Annotated in this window: 15 protein-coding genes; 12 read left to right on the top strand and 3 right to left on the bottom strand. The window is 61.5% G+C overall.

Annotated elements, in window-relative coordinates:
- Nucleotides 1-33: 33 nt before the first annotated feature.
- Together J3A98_RS13235 and J3A98_RS13230 are read right to left on the bottom strand one after the other, a co-directional pair.
- Nucleotides 34-336: an AzlD family protein gene (locus J3A98_RS13235; RefSeq protein WP_209966648.1), complete on the bottom strand. Its 303-nt coding sequence runs from the start codon at nucleotides 334-336 to the stop codon at nucleotides 34-36.
- Complete coding sequence (locus J3A98_RS13230) at nucleotides 333-1,052, bottom strand: AzlC family ABC transporter permease (RefSeq protein WP_209966646.1); 720 nt, start codon at nucleotides 1,050-1,052, stop codon at nucleotides 333-335. Before J3A98_RS13230 ends, J3A98_RS13235 begins: the two co-directional genes overlap by 4 nt.
- A gap of 119 nt (nucleotides 1,053-1,171) precedes the next feature.
- Here J3A98_RS13230 and J3A98_RS13225 point away from each other — a divergent pair, with 119 nt between their 5' ends.
- Nucleotides 1,172-1,636 carry an Lrp/AsnC family transcriptional regulator gene (locus tag J3A98_RS13225; RefSeq protein WP_014753443.1) on the top strand — a complete coding sequence of 155 codons (465 nt, stop codon included), beginning with the start codon at nucleotides 1,172-1,174 and terminating at the stop codon, nucleotides 1,634-1,636.
- Nucleotides 1,637-1,698: 62 nt separating this feature from the next.
- On the opposite strand, the gene J3A98_RS13220 is transcribed toward J3A98_RS13225, so the two are convergent.
- A complete protein-coding gene (locus J3A98_RS13220) occupies nucleotides 1,699-2,517 on the bottom strand; it encodes a helix-turn-helix domain-containing protein (protein ID WP_209966644.1) in 819 nt (272 codons plus the stop codon).
- Between the two features lie 156 nt (nucleotides 2,518-2,673).
- Here J3A98_RS13220 and J3A98_RS13215 point away from each other — a divergent pair, with 156 nt between their 5' ends.
- The 11 genes from J3A98_RS13215 to J3A98_RS13165 all read left to right on the top strand — a co-directional run bounded on the left by J3A98_RS13215 (nucleotide 2,674) and on the right by J3A98_RS13165 (nucleotide 13,514).
- Nucleotides 2,674-3,099, top strand: coding sequence for an MAPEG family protein (locus J3A98_RS13215; RefSeq protein ID WP_176684121.1), 426 nt, complete (start codon nucleotides 2,674-2,676; stop codon nucleotides 3,097-3,099).
- Nucleotides 3,100-3,170: 71 nt separating this feature from the next.
- Nucleotides 3,171-3,404: a hypothetical protein gene (locus J3A98_RS13210; RefSeq protein ID WP_021784019.1), complete on the top strand. Its 234-nt coding sequence runs from the start codon at nucleotides 3,171-3,173 to the stop codon at nucleotides 3,402-3,404.
- 217 nt (nucleotides 3,405-3,621) lie between these two features.
- Nucleotides 3,622-4,653: a phosphate ABC transporter substrate-binding protein PstS gene (gene pstS, locus J3A98_RS13205; RefSeq protein WP_014591398.1), complete on the top strand. Its 1,032-nt coding sequence runs from the start codon at nucleotides 3,622-3,624 to the stop codon at nucleotides 4,651-4,653.
- 70 nt (nucleotides 4,654-4,723) lie between these two features.
- Nucleotides 4,724-5,692, top strand: a complete 969-nt coding sequence (pstC, locus tag J3A98_RS13200) for a phosphate ABC transporter permease subunit PstC (RefSeq protein WP_004574212.1) — start codon at nucleotides 4,724-4,726, stop codon at nucleotides 5,690-5,692.
- On the top strand, nucleotides 5,689-6,582 hold the full coding sequence (pstA, locus tag J3A98_RS13195; protein WP_209966642.1) for a phosphate ABC transporter permease PstA: 894 nt from the start codon (nucleotides 5,689-5,691) through the stop codon (nucleotides 6,580-6,582). Before pstC ends, pstA begins: the two co-directional genes overlap by 4 nt.
- Nucleotides 6,583-6,632: 50 nt before the next feature.
- Nucleotides 6,633-7,418 carry a phosphate ABC transporter ATP-binding protein PstB gene (gene pstB / locus J3A98_RS13190; protein ID WP_003254117.1) on the top strand — a complete coding sequence of 262 codons (786 nt, stop codon included), beginning with the start codon at nucleotides 6,633-6,635 and terminating at the stop codon, nucleotides 7,416-7,418.
- A gap of 94 nt (nucleotides 7,419-7,512) precedes the next feature.
- Complete coding sequence (locus tag J3A98_RS13185; RefSeq protein ID WP_209966640.1) at nucleotides 7,513-8,211, top strand: hypothetical protein; 699 nt, start codon at nucleotides 7,513-7,515, stop codon at nucleotides 8,209-8,211.
- The gene (locus J3A98_RS13180) at nucleotides 8,211-8,810 is read left to right on the top strand and encodes a hypothetical protein (protein WP_209966638.1); all 600 of its coding nucleotides are present in this window, start codon (nucleotides 8,211-8,213) and stop codon (nucleotides 8,808-8,810) included. The genes J3A98_RS13185 and J3A98_RS13180 overlap by 1 nt, the downstream gene beginning before the upstream one ends.
- A gap of 345 nt (nucleotides 8,811-9,155) precedes the next feature.
- A complete protein-coding gene (locus J3A98_RS13175; RefSeq protein ID WP_209966636.1) occupies nucleotides 9,156-10,343 on the top strand; it encodes a porin in 1,188 nt (395 codons plus the stop codon).
- A 140-nt stretch (nucleotides 10,344-10,483) separates the two neighbouring features.
- Nucleotides 10,484-11,647, top strand: a complete 1,164-nt coding sequence (gene nosP / locus J3A98_RS13170; RefSeq protein WP_003254110.1) for a nitric oxide-sensing protein NosP — start codon at nucleotides 10,484-10,486, stop codon at nucleotides 11,645-11,647.
- A complete protein-coding gene (locus tag J3A98_RS13165; protein WP_209966634.1) occupies nucleotides 11,616-13,514 on the top strand; it encodes a NahK/ErcS family hybrid sensor histidine kinase/response regulator in 1,899 nt (632 codons plus the stop codon). The genes nosP and J3A98_RS13165 overlap by 32 nt, the downstream gene beginning before the upstream one ends.
- Nucleotides 13,515-13,528 lie beyond the last annotated feature (14 nt).

The following is a 13,528-nucleotide window of genomic DNA, read 5'->3' as shown; positions in this document are numbered from 1 at the left end:
TCTGGGTCAATGGCGTGTAGGTGTAGCGGCAGGTCATGCCGGCAACAGCACACGCAGCAACCCCGTCACGACAATGGCAAATACCACCACCGGCAAGAGGGAAAACCGCGCAGCGGCGTACACGGTAAGCCCCAGAGCAATCAGGTCGGCCGGGTGCCCGGAAACGAACTTGGGTGCGATCACGGCAATCAGCACGCAGCCGGGCGCGGCGTTCAGCACCTGGGCCAGTTGCGGGCCCAGGGTGCGGTTGCGCAGCAGTAGAAAGCCCAGCGCACGGGTCAGGTAGGTGACCACGGCCATGCCAATGATGGTGACCAGCGTAGCAACGTCAATCATGGCTTGGCCCACAAATAGGCAGTCACCAGGCCGGCTACCGTGCCCGCGAGCACGTACCAGCCACCGGGGATCAGCAGGTAGAACAGCGCTGCGGTAAACAGGCTGAACAGCCATGGCAGGGCAGCGTGTACACCTTTCCACAGGCCTTTGAGCAGTACCAGGAAGACCGCGGCGAAGGCCATGTCGAAGCCATAGCTTCGCAGGTCGCCGAGCAGCGGCCCGATCTGCGTACCAAGGCTGGTGAAGGTGATCCAGGTGATCCAGAGGGATAGCGACACGCCCATGAAGTAGCGCAGGCTGAAGCCGCCACGCCGGCGTGCATCGGCCAGGCCCATGGCCCAACTCTCGTCACACATGAAGAACAGCGCCCCTAATACCTTGGGCAACGGCAGGTGGCTCAAGCAAGGCGCCAGTGTCGCGCCCATCAATAAGTGGCGGCTGTTGATCAGCAGGGTCATGGCAACAATCACAAGGATTGCCGGCGGTGAGGTCCACAGCTCGATTGCGGCGGACTCAGAGCCGCCACCGAAGTTGAGGCCGGTCATCAGTGCCACTGCGCCTGCTGTCAATTGGTGTTGGGAGGCTTGCGCACCGAGTACCAGGGCAAAGGGGATGAACCCAAGCAAGACCGGCAGGGCGGCAACGGCGCCACGGCGCAGCTCGCTGTGCGGCGTGGTATCGGGTGGGTCGTTCAGGACAGGTTCAAGGGCATTCATAGTCACCTCCAGTGGAGGAAAATTATTCCAAGGAACTACTGGAATTTGCTTGCTTAATTGCGCTTGTGCACTGAAGATTTGGAAGTGGCTACCCATAATATCGAGAAAAAGGTTTTTCAATGCCAATCAAGCTAGATGCCATCGATCGACGTATCCTCCGGGCGCTGCAGCGTGACGGCAGGTTGCAGAACCAGGAGCTGGCCAAACAGGTAGGCTTGTCTGCCTCGCCGTGCCTGCGCCGGGTACGCCTGCTGGAGGAGGCAGGGGTGATCGAGCGTTATGTGGCGCTGCTGGACCCGGCCAAAGTCTCGCTGGGCCTGACCCTGTTCGTGAGGGTGTGGCTCAAGCGTCAGGACCAGGAAACCACGGACGAATTTGTCGAGGCCGTACGCCAGTTGCCCGAAGTGGTGGAGTGCCATGTGATGGCGGGCGATTGTGATTTGATGCTACGGGTAGTGGCAGCAGACCTGGAGGCCTATCGACGCTTCCAGGTGGCGCACCTGACCAGCCTGAGCGTGGTCCAGAACGTGAAGACCGAAGTACCGATGGAAAAAATCAAGTTGACCACCGAACTGCCGGTGTAGCTGCAAACCTGCATGAAACGGGTCACCAGGTCAGCGCCAGGCTCCTTGGCCAAACCTGACGTTCACGCTGTAACGGCCGACCATTGCTCGAACGCTGCCTGCATTCTTTGCCGGGTCTGTGCGTCGGCGGGGATCAGGTGTTCGATGCGCAGTGATTGCACGGTGACATCCAGCGGCATACCGAAGGTGGTGAACGTGGACAGGAACCTCAGCTCGCCATACGGGGTGTTCACGCGGGTCAGCAACAAGGGGGTGGCTGTCGCCGTCTGGCACGGGCTTGCCGGGGCCGGCAAGTCGCGCAAGTGCGCTGCCAGTGCCAGATTGCCTGCGGCCTCCCTGGATGCGCGGTGCCAGGCTGCAGCGCGGATTTCCGGCGCGTTGGCCAGGTGATCACCCAGACCACCGGGGCACAGCAGTGTCTGCAGCAGGTTGAGGCCGGTCGCCGGCTGTGCGCTGACACCGGCCATCGCCAGCAGCAGCCCGGTACTGGTGTTGGCGGCGATGACGTCCCAGCTGCTGTCGATGACGATCGCCGGAGCGGGGTTGTTCACCTGCAGAATATGCTCGATGGCAGTATTCACCAAGGCCAGTTCAGGCGCATCGAGTGGCGTGGCGGCATAGCGGGGCGCGTATCCAGCAGCAACGAACACTTCATTGCACCGCTCCAACGGCGTATCCAGGGCCGACAGGAGGGCATGCAAGGTGCCTGGGCTGGCTTTGGCGCGTCCTGTTTCCACACAGCTCAGATGACGCTGCGACAGCCCTGTCAGCAGCGCCAGTTCCAGCTGGCTGAGGTTGGCCTGACGGCGCAGTTCGCGAAGATGCTGGCCCGCTGAGATGTGCGGGGCAGGGGTGCTGCGATGGAACAGATGATGATTCATGCGTTGCCCTGATCGTCCTTGAGTGCAATGTCCATGACCTCACGGGTCATTGAGTGCAAGCAACCCTATCACTACTGTGCCGGTAAACCCTATCAAGGAGAGCCCTATGGGCTTGCGTAACCTGGTGACCAGAGGCGTTGCCGAGGGGTGCCAGCCATGAGCGGTGCTCTGCAGGTCTATGCGCTGTGCGTGGTGGTGCTGTCCCTCAAGATGTTCCTGGTTTCTTGCTATCAGGGCTATCACCGCTTGCGCTTCGTCGCGTTCACCAACCCGGAGGACGCTGCCGTGTTCAGGCGCGTCGCCCAGGCCGTTGAACGCCCGCAGGTGATACGTGCTGCCAAGGTATGGGCCAACGATCTGGAGAACATCCCCATGTTCTTTGCCCTCGGCGGGCTGGCTGTCGCGCTGGAGGCAGCCACGCTGCCGGTGCTGTGGCTGAGTACGGTGTTCACGGTTGCCAGGGTCCTGCACACGCTGGCCTATCTGCGGGGCCTGCAGCCATGGAGAACGTTGTTCTATGGCATCGGGGTCATTTGCCTGCTGGGCTTCTGCTCACTCATCGCAGCGAAAATAGGCGACTGACCCAAAATATTGCATGAGTCATCTTGATGCTTTCACATAGCAGTACTAATACTTAAGCACTGCCGAAGGGGATGATCATGCAGACACGCTTCGTTGTGGTTCCCGCAGTGCCACCCAAGAAAGAGGCTTATCCTCGGCGGCTCGGCTTTCCCGCCGCACTAGCGGAGGGGTATGACCTCTATGACACGCAAGACAAGATGCGTCTGAGCCTGAACTTTTCCACCCGTGCCCAAGCCGAGTTCGAATGTGCATGCCGCAACCGCTGTGGGGATGCCGGTGATGCAGATCTCGCCAGTATTGGTTGATCGCCTGCAGTGGCCCGGTTCTTGTTCCTTGTGCTGCTTTGCAGGGGCTATCGCCACATTCAAGCGTTTGCGATGAGGCTGGAACCGTTTCAGGGTTCCGGCTCAGCGGCTGATGGCACAGGCAAAAAGCTCTACCGCGCGGCTTGCCATTCAACAGTCACAAAGTTGTAACACAGCTGATGCAAAGTGTGCTGGCCATCACACGGAGCACTTTTTGATGAAACGCCTGATGAAGTCTGCTGCACTCGCCGTTGCGGTTTCCCTTTGCGCCACCTCGGCAGCCTTTGCTGCAGAAAACGTCCGCTTGACCGGTTCGGGCGCCAGCTTCCCTGCACCGATCTACCTGACCTGGTTCAAGGACTTCAGCAAGAACACGGCTGGCGTCACCGTCGATTACCAGTCCAAGGGCAGCGGTGCGGGCGTTCAGGACTTCCTGAACAAGACTGTCGACTTCGCCGCCAGTGACTCGGCCATGAGCGAAGCAGACATTGCCAAGGTTGGCGAAGGCGTGCAGTTGCTGCCAATGACCGCCGGTGAAATCGTCCTGGCTTACAACCTGCCGGGTAACCCTAAAGGGCTGAAGCTGCCGCGCGACGTCTACTCCAATATCTTCCTCGGCAAGATCACCCAGTGGAACGACCCGCAAATCGCGGCGGCCAACCCTGACCTGAAGCTGCCTGCCACCCCGATCACCGTGGTCGTGCGTGCCGACTCCAGCGGCACCACTGCCGTCTTCACCAAGCACCTGTCGGCCATCAACGCTGACTTCAAGCAAGGGCTGGGCGAAGGCAACACCGTCAACTGGCCGGCCACCGACAAGTTCATCAAGTCGCCGAAGAACGACGGCGTAACCGCCACCGTCCGCCAGACCCCGGGCGCTATCGGCTACATCGAGTACGGCTTCGCCAAGCTGGCCAAGGTCGACTTCGCCATGTTGCAGAACAAGGCTGGCCAATACGTCGTGCCGAATGCCGAGAGCGGTGCCGAAGCACTGGCTGCGGTGAAAATGCCGGAAAACCTGGTGGCCTGGCTGCCTGACCCGGACGGTGCCAAGTCCTACCCGATCACTTCCTATACCTGGATGATTTTCCGCAAGGACAACGGCAACCCGGAAAAGGCCAAGGCCATGCGTGAAATGGTCGAGTACAGCCTGACCAAAGGCCAGACCATCGCCGACTCGATGGGTTACATCCCGCTGCCGCCGTCGGTAGTCGACCAGGTGCGTAAAGCGTCCGCCAACATCCAGTAATACCCAGGCGCTCCCGGTATTGGCATGAAGCCGTGCCGGGGGTGTTTGTCTCTTGTCCCGGAACTCGCCAATGAACACACCTTTTGCCATACCGGATAACCCCGACTCCGCGTGCCAGCCACCGTCTGCGAAAGACTTTCTGGTCGATCGCACCTTCCGTGCGCTTGCGCGCATTGGCGTGGTGCTGGTGCTGGCGCTGGTCTTCGCGCTGGTCTACGAAGTGGGCCGCAAGGCACTGCCCGGCATTGAAAAGCACGGTTTTGACGTGTTGTTCGGTAGTGTCTGGGACGTTAACCAAGGCAAGTACGGTATTCTGCCAGCGATCTGGGGCACGCTGTACAGCGCTTTGATCGCCCTGTTGATCGCCGGTTTCTTCGGCGTCAGCATGGCCATTTTCCTTACCCAGGATTTCCTTCCGGCCAAGCTTGCCGCGGTGTTTCGCACCATCGTCGAGCTGCTCGCCGCCATCCCCAGCGTGGTGTACGGCCTGTGGGGCATCTATGTGGTCATCCCGGCGATTCGCCCGCTGACCGCCTGGCTGAACAGCGAGCTGGGCTGGATCCCGTTTTTCGGCACCTCCCTCAGTGGCCCAGGCCTGCTGCCTGCGGCGCTGGTACTGGCGATCATGATCCTGCCGACCATCGCGGCGGTTTCCCAGGATGCGCTGACCAGCGTACCGATGAAAACCAAGCAGGCTGCCTACGGCATGGGTACCACCCACTGGGAAGCCATCCTCAAGGTGATGGTGCCCTCGGCGGCTACCGGCATCTTCGGTTCGCTGGTGCTGGGCCTTGGCCGTGCACTCGGTGAAACCATGGCGCTGGCCATGCTAGTCGGCAATGCCAACACCATTTCCCTGTCCTTGTTCGCACCGGCCAACACCCTGGCGGCGCTGCTGGCGCTGAACTTCCCGGAAGCCGGCCCGAACGAGGTCGAAGTGCTGATGTACGCGGCACTGGTGCTGATGTTCATCACCCTGCTGGTGAACGTCCTCGGCTCGATGATCATGCTCTACGCCCAGCGTGGTAACAAACAATGACTGACCTGACGACCCCTGTAGCCGCGTTGCCCAGCCTGCAGCGCAAGCTGGAAGGCCGCGCCCTGCGCAGCCTGGTATTGACCACCCTGGCATGGTTCGCGGCACTGGTGGCCAGCGTGCCGCTGATTTCCGTGCTGTACATGCTGATCACTCGCGGCGGGGCACGCCTTAATCTGGAAGTGTTCACCGAGCTGCCACCGACCGGCTTCGAGATGGGCGGTGGTTTCGGTAACGCCATGGCCGGTACCTTCGTCATGGTCGGCATTGCCGCCGCCATCGCTGTGCCGGTCGGTATCCTGGCAGCGGTGTTCCTGGCCGAGCTCGGCCCCGACAGCAAGCTGGCCAACGCTGCTCGCTTTGCCGCCAAGATGCTCACTGGCCTGCCATCGATCCTGGCCGGGGTGTTTGCCTACGCCATGGTGGTGATGACCACCGGCACCTACTCGGCACCGGCTGGCGGCGTGGCCCTGGCGGTACTGATGCTGCCGATCGTGGTGCTCACCGCCGAAGAGTCGATGAAGATGGTGCCCAAGATCATGAAGGACGCCGCCTACGGCATGGGCTGCACCCGCGCCCAGGTGATCTGGAAGATCGTTTTGCCGACCGGCCTGCCGGCCATCCTCACCGGCGTCATGCTGGCCGTGGCCCGCGCCGCTGGCGAAACCGCGCCACTGCTGTTCACCGCGTTGTTCAGCAACTACTGGATCTACCACGACGGTGACCTGGCGGTGATGAACCCCACAGCCTCGCTTGCGGTACTGATCTACAACTTCTCCGGCATGCCGTTCGACAACCAGCTGGAGCTCGCCTGGGCGGCCTCGCTGGTGCTGGTCATGATCGTGCTGGTCATCAACATTTTGAGCCGAGTCTTCGGCAAGCCCAAGTATTGAGAAAGGGAGCATCCAACTTGAACGTATCCACTGCGCAAAGAGCCGCTCCCATGGTCAGCGAAGCCCCCATTGTCATGGACTGCAAGCTCGACAAGATTTTCTACGGTAACTTCATGGCCGTGCGTGACAGCCATGTGCCGATCAGGAAAAACGAGATCACCGGTTTCATCGGCCCTTCGGGCTGTGGCAAAAGTACCGTGCTGCGTAGCTTGAACCGTATGAATGACCTGGTGAAGGGCTTCCGCTTCGAAGGCCATGTGCACTTTCTTGGGCAGGATGTCTACGGCAAGGGCGTCGACCCTGTTGTGGTGCGCCGCTATATCGGCATGGTGTTCCAGCAGCCCAACCCGTTCTCGATGAGCATCTTCGACAATGTGGCCTTTGGCCTGCGCCTGAACCGCTACAAAGGCGACTTGGGCGATCGCGTGAAACACGCCTTGCAAGGCGCCGCGCTGTGGGACGAAGTGAAGGACAAGCTCAAGGTCAGCGGGCTGTCACTGTCCGGTGGCCAGCAGCAGCGCCTGTGCATCGCCCGTGCCATCGCCACCGAGCCGGAAGTGCTGTTGCTGGACGAGCCCTGCTCGGCACTCGACCCAATCGCCACCCGCCGCGTGGAAGAGCTGATGGTCGAGCTGAAAAAGGACTACACCATCGCGCTGGTGACCCATAACATGCAGCAAGCGATTCGTGTGGCCGACACCACCGCGTTCTTCTCGGTCGACATTTCCCAGGGCACCCGCACCGGCTACCTGGTCGAGATGGGCCCGACCGCGCAGATTTTCCAGAACCCGCGCGAGCAGCTGACCAGCGACTACATCAGCGGCAAGTTCAGCTGAGCCCTGCAAGCCCAAGGTGGGCGGGTGTTGCAGCCAGGAAGGTTGCAACGCCCGGCCGCGTTACCTTCCGTTAAAGTGTTACCCGGGATTACCAATGCGAGCGACGCGTCGTCTTGATCTGTCAGCGGTAGAGCGCGCACTGCGCGAGGTGCAGGGCCGCTTTACCGAACTCAGCCAGCATTTCACCGAACCGCGGGACCCGTTTACCGACGAGGTACTGCTGAATGTGCTTGAAGGCTATGCGCTGATTGACGACTATGTCGCCCGCGGTATCGACCTGTTCGACCTGCAACAGCTGAACCTTATGCTGGAAATCAATGCCACCGTGCTATGCGGCAGCGATCCGGCCCGCCGCCTGGAATTCGCCCCACACCTTGCGGCAACCGAAGCGCACTTTTTCAACAACGTGGAAGGTGGCATCAAGGATTTGTACAACTGGTACTGCTCGTACCGCAGCGATTCGATCTGGAAGCGGGCGGCGGGTGTGTATGTACGCATTCTCAGCAAGCCGCAGCTGTTCATCGAAGGCAACAACCGCACGGGTTCGCTCATTGTCAGTTACTTGCTGATGCGTGCCGGGCTGCCGCCATTCGTGCTGTCACTGGACAACGCCGAGGGTTACTTCAACCCGTCCTCGGTCATACGCAACTCCGCCAAACACGGTGTCAAGGCTTTGTACGAACTCCCCAAGATCAAGAAAAAGTACGCTGCTTTCCTGGAAGCGAAGGCGCCTGAGCCCGGCAAGTTCTTCCTGAGCGGCACGCCCGAGCCTGCCTGTGAGGGGAGCCGCTGATGCAACATTCATCACTGTTCGCACGAGGGCGGCAAGCCATCGAACGCAAGCTCAAGCGTGGCCAGGTACGCATTTCGTTCGATATCGACGACACGCTGGCCTGCCTGCCCGAGCACGCTGCCGCCGAAGACAGCAAACTGCCGGGTTTCGTCCATCGCTGGCTGGGTGAGCCCCTGCGCAGCGGCACCCGCGAACTGATCCGCGACCTGCGCCGCCAGGGCTGCAGCATCTGGATCTACACCTCGTCGGGGCGCACCCCGGCTTACATCCGCCGGTGGCTGATGCTTTACGGCATTCATGTCGATGGTGTGGTCAACAGCGATCGGCACCAGCATATCCTGGCCCAGCGCGGGCTGGAAAATTCACCCTCCAAGCTGCCTTCGGCTTTTGATATTGATCTGCACGTAGATGATTCCGAAGGTGTGCGCCTGGAGGGTGTCGACCACGGTTTCCGCGTGGTGGTGGTGTGCCCGAAGGATGAGCACTGGACGCAGAAGGTGAAGGACGCGGTGGTGGATGTGCAGGCACGGCTGGCCTGGCAGCAACCGCACCGCTATGAAATGCCCGCTAGCCAGCGTCCGCAGGCACTGGCTTCCTGAAGCCAGGAGATTCCGCTCAGACAATGTAAAGGGGGCTGCTTTGCAGCCCTTCGCGGGCTCGCCCGCTCCCACAGGGGTCGTGGATATCCTGAAATTGTGGGAGCGGGCGAGCCCGCGAAGGGCCGCAAGGCGGCCCCGGTTCATTCAATCGTAGTGATACCCGCCTGCCACTCCTACCTGAGCCATAAGTCTCGAACCAGGACCCAAGCAGGTACCGGGACCAAATCATCGGGCCACACCCTCCCGCCCCAAAGCACTCGCCACCCCACGCCAAAGCAGCGTTCCTGGCAATTTGCCCACTTCTGATAATCGCCTCCGACATCCCGTCCCCGTTTGGAGCGCGCCATGCACAACAACAATAAGCACCTGCCGCCTCGTGTTCTCGCAGCCGCCATCGCCAGCTTTTCTGCGCTTGGCCTGAGCAGCGTCGCTGAAGCCGAGATCATGCTGTACGACAAGGACCAGACGACGTTTTCCACCGATGGCTATATCAACGCCTTCTACGTAAACAGCAAGGTCGACCGTGAGGGCGAGCAGTTTGACCGCCGCCAGTCGCGGGTGAAGATGGGCTTCTTGCCCAACTACCTGGGCTTCAACATGGGCAAGCAGGTGGATGACCTGAAGCTCGGCGCGCGTGCCTCGTTCTGGGTAACCATCAACGACAGTGAAACCAACGGCACCGACACCGCTATCGACGTGCGCCAGTTTTACGGCACGGTGGCCAACCCCGAGTGGGGCGAGGTGCTGATCGGTAAGGACTTCGGGCTGTTCGCCCGTTCCAACATCCTGCTCGACGAACTGCTGGCCGGCTATGGCCAGGTCAGCGACACCCTGGGGCTGGTGGACGGCGGCGGGGTGTCGTTCGGCAACATTGGCAGCGGTTATCCGTACCCGTTCCCAACCTCGCAGATCACCTACCGCACGCCAGTGATGGACGGCCTGCGGGTGGCGGTGGGCATCATGGACCCGGTGGACACCAACGACAGCAGCCCGACCGGAAAGGCCTACCAGGAAAACCCACGCACCGAGAGCGAGATCACCTACCAGTTCGACCTGGGTGGGGCGCAGATCTACAGCTGGATAAACGGCAGTTACCAGACCTCGGACAATACTGACTCCACGGTAGAAACGGTCACTTCCAAGGGGGTGGGTTACGGGGTGCAGGCAAAGATGGGCGGCTGGTCGCTGACCGGCTCGGGGTTCCAGGCCAAGGGCATCAACCCGTTCTTTACCAACAATGCCGGCGAACCGGTTTTGCGCAATGTCGACAGTGACGGCTACCTGCTGCAGGGCTCGTACAAGTTCGGCAAGAACCGCGTGGCGCTGTCCTATGGCAAGACCAAGGACGATGGCAATGGTGCGGTTGGCAGCGGTGCGGACTACGAGACCCGGGGTGTGGCGCTGTTCCATGACATCAACGACAACCTGAAACTGGTGGCCGAGTACAACCAGTTCTCCATCGACGGGCATGACACCCGTGCGCAGAACGAAGACACCGATACCTTTGCGGTGGGCGCGGTATTGACCTGGTAAGCGCCCGGGGCCGCAAGGCGGCCCCGATTGACGCGGTCTTTTACGCCCATGGAACCGCTCACCCGCTACCCAAGTAGCATTCGTCACCCGCCACCACCTCCTTAAACTGATCGCTCAGCCACCCCGTGCCGGAGACCACGATGCAGCAGGCTCATAACGACGGTGTGGTCAGTGCCATGTCTCAGGCTACCGACGCACGGCTGGCCGCCCAGGACCTGGCGCGGCAGTTGCTGCACCCGCACCTGGGTTTCGTGCTGTTCTTCTGCTCCGCCGAATACGACTTGCAGGCTTTGGGCGAAGCATTGGAACAGGACTTTGGCGGCATACGCCTGGTCGGCTGCACCAGCGCCGGTGAAATCACCCCGCTGGGCTACGGCCGTAATTGCGTGACGGCGGTGGGCTTCGATCACCGACACTTTTCGATCGCCACTGCGTTGATCGATGAGATGGAGCGCTTCAGCCTGATCGACGCGCAGCAGATGGTCGAGCGCTTGGTCGGCACCTGCCGCAGCAATACCCTGGCGCCAATCAAGGGCCACAGTTTTGCACTCACACTGCTCGATGGCTTGTCCAGCCGCGAGGAAATGGTGCTTGCCGCACTCAGCGCAGCACTGGGGGATATCCCGCACTTCGGCGGCTCGGCCGGTGACGACAACTACCTGAACCGCACCCATGTGTATTACGGCGGTACATTCCACAACGGCGCAGCCGTGGTGGTGCTGGTCAACACCTGGCTCGACTTCGAAGTGTTCACCACGCATCACATCCTGCCGCGCCAGGAAAAGCTGGTGGTAACCGGTGCCGACAGCGCCCAGCGCCGGGTTTTCGAACTGAATGCCGAACCGGCGGCCGAGGAATATGCCCGCCACATCGGTGTGCCAGTGGCCGCGCTCGATCACCGGGTGTTCGCCGCCCACCCGCTGGCCGTGCGCATTCATGATCAGTACTACGTGCGGGCGATCCAGCAGATGCATCCTGACCTCAGCCTGAGCTTCTACTGCGCGGTGGAGAACGGCATCGTGCTCACGGCCATGACTCCGGGCCCGCTGTTGCCGAACCTGCACCAGCTGTTCGATGGCCTGCACCAGCGTCTCGGACCGTTGCTGCTGACCATCGGTTGTGATTGTTTCCTGCGGCGGCTGGAGCTGGAGGCCCATCACGGCCTGGAGCCGGTCGGCGCGTTCCTGCGCGAGCAACGGGTGATTGGCTTCAACACCTACGGAGAACAGTTCAATGGCATGCACATCAACCAGACCTTCACCGGTGTCGCCATTGCCCGCAACCGGCCTCCTGTCGGTCGCTGAACTGCAGGCCGAGCTGACCCGGCTGCAGCACCAGAACCACAAGCTGCAGCGCATCAATGACGCACTGATCGAGCGCATCGAGTCGGGCGTGACCCGGGGCAACGACCCATACGCCGCGTTCCAGCATTCGGTGGTGCTGGCCGAGCAGGTACGCGAACGCACCGATGCGTTGAACCAGGCCATGGCCGAGCTCAAGGCCGTCAACCGCCTGCTCAGCGAGGCCCGGCAGCGGGCCGAGACGGCCCACCAGCACCAGATTCGCCTGATTACCGACAACGTACCGGCACTGATCGCCTACCTGAACGCCGATCTGGTCTACGAATTCACCAACAAGGTTTACGAAGAATGGTATTGCTGGCCGCATGGCGTGATGCTGGGCCAGAGCCTGCGCGAGGCCCACAGCGAGCAGCACTACCAGCGCCTGGAAGGCTATGTGGTGCGGGCACTGGCGGGGGAGAGCGTGACGTTCGAGTTCGCCGAGACCAATATCAACGGTCAGGAACGCTACATGCTGCGCTCGTACGTGCCGAACCGCCTGGCCAGTGGCGAAGTGGTGGGTATCTTCGTGTTGATCCGCGACATCACCGAGCGCCGCAACACCGCACAGGCCTTACACCAGGCCTATCAGCACCTGGAGCAACGGGTGCGCGAACGCACTGCCGAACTGACCAGCCTCAACGACCAGTTACTGCGTGAAATTGAAGAGCGCAGCCAGGCCGAGTCGCGTCTGCGCGAGGCCAAGCGCGAGGCCGAGCAGGCCAACCTGTCGAAAACCAAGTTCCTTGCTGCGGTCAGCCATGACCTGTTGCAGCCGCTGAACGCGGCGCGGTTGTTCACCAGCGCGTTGCTCGAACGCGACGAGCCGCAAAACGCTGCCCACCTGGTGCGTAATGTCAGCAATTCGCTGGAGGATGTGGAAAACCTGTTAGGCACGCTGGTGGATATTTCCAAGCTCGATGCTGGCGTGATCAAGGCCGATGTCGCCCCGTTCGCCCTCGGCGAACTGATGGAAAACCTGGCCGCCGAATACGCCCAGGTGGCGCGTAGCGAAGGGTTAGAGCTGCATTTTGTGGGGTGTTCTGCCGTAGTGCGCAGTGACATTCAACTGCTGGCGCGCATCCTGCGCAACCTGCTCAGCAATGCTATTCGCTACACCCGCAGCGGGCGCGTGGTGCTGGGGTGTCGGCGCCAGCGCGGTGGCGTGCGGATTGAAGTGTGGGACAGCGGCATCGGCATTGCCGAAGAACACCTGGAAGAAATGTTCCTGGAGTTCAAGCGGGGTGATGTGCAGCGCCCGGACCAGGACCGTGGGCTGGGCCTGGGCCTGGCGATCGTGGAGAAAATCGCCGGTATCCTCGGCCATCGGATCCGCGTGCGGTCATGGCTGGGCAAAGGCTCGGTGTTCGCAGTCGAGGTGCCGCTGAGCGCCACCGCCCCCAAAGCTCAGCCGAGCCAGGCGATATGCGAGCCGATGCTCGAACGCCTGCGCGGGGCGCGGGTGTGGGTGCTGGATAACGATGCGGCGATTTGCGCGGGCATGCGCACCTTGCTGGAAGGTTGGGGCTGCCGGGTGGTCACTGCGCTGTCGGAGGAAGACCTGGCGCGCCAGGTGGACAACTACCACGCCGAGGCCGACCTGCTGATTGCCGACTACCACCTGGACAATGACTGCAATGGTGTCGACGCCGTAGCGCGGATCAATGCCCGCCGCGCCCAGCCGCTACCGGCGCTGATGATCACTGCCAACTACAGCAACGATCTCAAGCAGCAGATCCGCGAGCTGGGTCACACACTGATGCACAAGCCCGTACGGCCCATGAAGCTCAAGACGGCGATGAGCCATCTGCTGGCCAGTGGCGTGGCATAGCGGTTGGCCGCTTC

It is taken from the genome of Pseudomonas sp. BP6 (genome assembly GCF_017875935.1).
In the GTDB taxonomy this organism is placed as follows: domain Bacteria; phylum Pseudomonadota; class Gammaproteobacteria; order Pseudomonadales; family Pseudomonadaceae; genus Aquipseudomonas; species Aquipseudomonas putida_Y.
This window is presented reverse-complemented; position numbering and strand designations above follow the sequence as displayed.

Bases quoted from the DNA above. Each gene is read 5' to 3' on its own strand.
- J3A98_RS13235 (WP_209966648.1), bottom strand. From the start codon at position 336: ATGATTGACGTTGCTACGCTGGTCACCATCATTGGCATGGCCGTGGTC.
- J3A98_RS13230 (WP_209966646.1), bottom strand. From the start codon at position 1,052: ATGAATGCCCTTGAACCTGTCCTGAACGACCCACCCGATACCACGCCG.
- J3A98_RS13225 (WP_014753443.1), top strand. From the start codon at position 1,172: ATGCCAATCAAGCTAGATGCCATCGATCGACGTATCCTCCGGGCGCTG.
- J3A98_RS13220 (WP_209966644.1), bottom strand. From the start codon at position 2,517: ATGAATCATCATCTGTTCCATCGCAGCACCCCTGCCCCGCACATCTCA.
- J3A98_RS13215 (WP_176684121.1), top strand. From the start codon at position 2,674: ATGAGCGGTGCTCTGCAGGTCTATGCGCTGTGCGTGGTGGTGCTGTCC.
- J3A98_RS13210 (WP_021784019.1), top strand. From the start codon at position 3,171: ATGATCATGCAGACACGCTTCGTTGTGGTTCCCGCAGTGCCACCCAAG.
- pstS (WP_014591398.1), top strand. From the start codon at position 3,622: ATGAAACGCCTGATGAAGTCTGCTGCACTCGCCGTTGCGGTTTCCCTT.
- pstC (WP_004574212.1), top strand. From the start codon at position 4,724: ATGAACACACCTTTTGCCATACCGGATAACCCCGACTCCGCGTGCCAG.
- pstA (WP_209966642.1), top strand. From the start codon at position 5,689: ATGACTGACCTGACGACCCCTGTAGCCGCGTTGCCCAGCCTGCAGCGC.
- pstB (WP_003254117.1), top strand. From the start codon at position 6,633: ATGGTCAGCGAAGCCCCCATTGTCATGGACTGCAAGCTCGACAAGATT.
- J3A98_RS13185 (WP_209966640.1), top strand. From the start codon at position 7,513: ATGCGAGCGACGCGTCGTCTTGATCTGTCAGCGGTAGAGCGCGCACTG.
- J3A98_RS13180 (WP_209966638.1), top strand. From the start codon at position 8,211: ATGCAACATTCATCACTGTTCGCACGAGGGCGGCAAGCCATCGAACGC.
- J3A98_RS13175 (WP_209966636.1), top strand. From the start codon at position 9,156: ATGCACAACAACAATAAGCACCTGCCGCCTCGTGTTCTCGCAGCCGCC.
- nosP (WP_003254110.1), top strand. From the start codon at position 10,484: ATGCAGCAGGCTCATAACGACGGTGTGGTCAGTGCCATGTCTCAGGCT.